4 protein-coding genes and 1 pseudogene are annotated in these 3,531 nt (G+C 67.6%); 4 read left to right on the forward strand and 1 reads right to left on the reverse strand.

Annotated features, from left to right (window positions below; all coding sequences use genetic code 11):
• Nucleotides 1-236: 236 nt before the first annotated feature.
• Complete coding sequence (locus ELR45_RS18665; protein WP_165367910.1) at nt 237-815, forward strand: GNAT family N-acetyltransferase; 579 nt, start codon at nt 237-239, stop codon at nt 813-815.
• A complete protein-coding gene (locus ELR45_RS18670; RefSeq protein ID WP_129667734.1) occupies nt 812-1,381 on the forward strand; it encodes a CGNR zinc finger domain-containing protein in 570 nt (189 codons plus the stop codon). Before ELR45_RS18665 ends, ELR45_RS18670 begins: the two co-directional genes overlap by 4 nt.
• 55 nt (nt 1,382-1,436) lie before the next feature.
• Here the strand turns inward: ELR45_RS18670 and ELR45_RS18675 are convergent.
• Nucleotides 1,437-2,364, reverse strand: a pseudogene (locus tag ELR45_RS18675) (LysR family transcriptional regulator).
• 94 nt (nt 2,365-2,458) lie between these two features.
• On the opposite strand from ELR45_RS18675, the gene ELR45_RS18680 reads away from it, so the two are divergent.
• Together ELR45_RS18680 and ELR45_RS38330 are read left to right on the forward strand one after the other, a co-directional pair.
• Entirely contained in the window at nt 2,459-3,286 is an 828-nt protein-coding gene (locus tag ELR45_RS18680) for an LLM class flavin-dependent oxidoreductase (protein ID WP_129667735.1), read from the forward strand.
• A partial coding sequence (locus ELR45_RS38330) for a class I SAM-dependent methyltransferase (protein ID WP_205856845.1) occupies nt 3,255-3,531 on the forward strand: 277 nt, incomplete at its 3' end. The genes ELR45_RS18680 and ELR45_RS38330, both read left to right, overlap by 32 nt.

The raw sequence follows: 3,531 nt of genomic DNA on the forward strand, positions 1-3,531 counted from the left end.
ACCCACGACCACGCCAACCCCACATACCTCGATCACACGACGAATTCTCTCAGAACGGCGCGTGAGGACGGGTCGGCAGCACGTCGTCTTCTGCGATCACGACTCGCACGGCAGGTTCACCTCGTCTCCGCGGCAGACACCATCGTGTTGGTAACCTATAAATGCGTCTAATACGGTTACTGGGAAAGCCTGATGATCCGTATCTGTCGATGGGAGCCACGATGAGGCACGCACCCATGAACACGACTACGCTGACCGTCCGGCCACTGACACCGGACGCCTGGGATGACTTCGAGACCGTCATGGGCACCGCCGGCGGTTCCCGCGGATGCTGGTGCATGCACTGGCGACTGAGCATCGCCGAGTGGATGGAGGAAAAGGGCGACGGCAACAAGGCCGCGATGCGCGCACTCGCCGATCGCGAGACAACGCCGGGTGTCGTGGGCTATCTGGGCGACGAGCCCGTCGCGTGGTGTGCCTTCGGTGACCGTTCGGAATTCCCCCGCATGCAACGCTCCTCACTGCTGAAGCCCGTCGACGAGAAGCCGGTCGTCTCACTGACCTGCCTGCTGATCAGAAAGGACTACCGCGGTGAGGGCCTGTCCACGGAGCTGATCGCCGCGGTGTGCACATACCTCGATGAGACGTCCGAGACACGCACCATCGAGGCGTACCCGGTCGAGCCGGTCGCAGGGCGCAGGGCAGGACCGGACACTGCGATGACCGGCCTCGCCAGCACGTTCATCGCTGCAGGATTCAGCGAGGTCGCACGGCCCAAGCCCGATCGGCCCGTCATGCGGTACGACCTGCCATGACCTCCGCCACGGTCTGGGTCGATGACCACTTCATCGCCGGTGATATCGCGCTCGATTTCGCCAACACGGTTTACCGCCGCACGCCCGAACTCGGTGCCGACCTGCTCAACAACACCGAAGCTCTCATCTCGTGGCTGTGGCGGGCACGTTTGCTTCCGGCGACCGACGATCTACGCAGCGGCTTCACGGACCCCGATGGTGCGCTGAACGAGGCGCGCCAACTGCGTGCGCAGTTCTGGACGGTCTTCGATGCGCAGAAGGACGGCCGCACGATCCGCACAGACGCCCTCGCCAATCTCCTCGGCACCGCGCGCCGCGGAACCGGCAGCCTCACGGTGTACTCCGACGGTTCGACGGTGCCGCTGACGGCAGACGGTGTGTTCGCCGTCCTTGCTCTGCGCGGAATCACACTCGCGTTGAACCCGCCATCGCAAGGAGTACAGGCATGTGATCGCTGCGGCTGGTTCTTCATCGACACCTCCCGGGGTCGGCGTCGCCGCTGGTGCAGCATGAAGACCTGCGGAAACCAGTCCAAGGCAGCCCGGTACCGCGCCACCCACCCATAACCCATTCGAGGAGGTCTGATCACCGCCGGTCTTGGCTACTGGGCTGAAACATCGCTCAAGGGCGAGCTGCCGTCCTGCGCGAGCTCGTCGTCCGAGGCACGAGGTCGGCCGCCGCCTCGACGGCGATCTCGATGGCCCGGGTGGCGAGCGGGGAGTGTGTGCGTCCGGCCGCCCAGTGCAGGTGGATCCGGCGAGGCGGGAGCGTGGGGCGTAGTTCGTGGACGCGGAGCCGGTCGTCGTTGTCGGCTTCGGCACCGTGGACGGCGAGCCAGGGCACGACAGCCGATCCCATACCGGCTCGAACCATGGACAGGAGGGCCTCATTGCCCGCCGTGCGAAACACAATGCGCGGGTGTGCGTCGGCACGGGCCAACGCTTGTTCCATCGCCGGCTGGTCGCAAGTCAGCGGCCAGGCCACCATCGGCTCGTCGTCCAATTGCCGCACACGTACCGGCCCGTCGGGGAACGCGCCGGCGCGGGCGACGAGCAGGTACGGGTCGGCGAGCAGCTCGACGGATTCAACCTCACCGTCGAGGCGCCTGTCGTAGAACAGCAGGTCCAGGTCCCCGATCCGTGGGTCCTCCGGCTCTTCCTCGGACAGCCGGATATCGCAGCTAGGGAACTCCTCGCGCAGTCGGCGCACCACGATCGGCAGGATCACGTTCGTCATGCTCTGAAACGTTCCGATGTCGATCCGGCCCTCGCCGGCCCGGAACCGCTCGATCGCTTCCGTCATCTCCTCGGCCTTGGCCAACACCTCGCGTCCGCGGGCGAGCACCACCGCGCCCAGTGGGGGTGATACGGACCGGCCGCGGTCCTCCCGGCCGGTCGAAAACGATCCCACCGACGGCCTTCTCCAGCGCGGCGATCTGCTGGCTGACGGTCGACTGTGTGTAGCCGAGCCGAGCGGCGGCCCGCCCGAACGAGCCCTCGTCGGCGATGGCGGCCAGCGCAGTGAGGTGTCGCAGTTCGATGTCGGGCACGGTGCCAGGCTAGCTGGATCCATGCGTTCTGACGATCGACTTGATCGCAGATTATCGCTTTTCACGATGCACCCGTGGGCCTAGCGTGATTCCCATGACGACGACCCGGATCCGCTCGGCACTGTGGCTGCCGCTGTTCGGTGATCTCGCCGACCCAATCGTGGTGGCGCGGCTGGCCGCCGAGGCCGAGGCGGCCGGCTGGGACGGACTGTTCGTCTGGGACCAGGTGTGCTGGCGAGAGCCGATCCAGCGAGTCGCCGACCCGTGGATCGTCCTGGCCGCGGTCGCGACCGCCACCCAGCGGCTCCGGTTGGGGCCGATGGTCACGCCGCTTCCTCGCCGCCGACCGGCGAAAGTCGCTCGCGAGACCGCGACGCTGGACCGGCTCAGCCACGGGCGTCTCACCCTCGGCGTCGGCATCGGCAGCGACCGGTTCGCCGGCGAGCTGTCCAAGACCGGAGAAGAGCTCGACGGCCCCCGGCGGGGCCGGATGCTCGACGAAGCCCTGACCGTCCTGGCCGGCGCCTGGTCCGGCGAGCCGGTCCACCACCACGGCGAGCACTACACGATCGACGGCATCCAGTTCCTCCCCCGCCCGGTCCAACGACCCGGCGTCCCGGTGTGGGCCGCCGGAATGCCCGGGAACGTCAAGCCGATCCGCCGAGCCGCTGGCCTCGACGGCTTCTTCCCGGCCAACCTCGAACATCCCGACCAGGTGGCCGAAGTCACCGCCATGCTCACCGATGCGCGCGGCGGGCTCGACGAGTACGACGTCGTCGTCGGCCTGGACCCGGACGTGGACCCCGAACCTTACAAGAACGCGGGAGCCACCTGGTGGCTCGCAGAGATCGAACCCGAAGCCAGCCTCGACACCGTGCGTGGTCTGCTTCATGACGGCCCGGCCGACCCCGGAGGTACGTGAGGTGTTCGACTACGACGCCGAGCTGGTGCGCTATCACGCCCGGCTGATGGCTGCCCTCGACATCGAGCCCTATGCGCGGGTCCTCGACGTCGGCTGCGGCGCGGGGCAGACCACACGGGCGGTGGCTCGGACCGCATACGCCGGGGACGCCCTCGGCGTCGATATCTCCGCCGCCATGGTCGCGCGAGCACGGCAACTCAGCACGGCCGAAGGCATGACCAACGTAGGCTTCGAATGCGGCGACG

It is taken from the genome of Phytoactinopolyspora endophytica (genome assembly GCF_004138495.1).
Classification (GTDB): Bacteria; Actinomycetota; Actinomycetes; order Jiangellales; family Jiangellaceae; genus Phytoactinopolyspora; species Phytoactinopolyspora endophytica.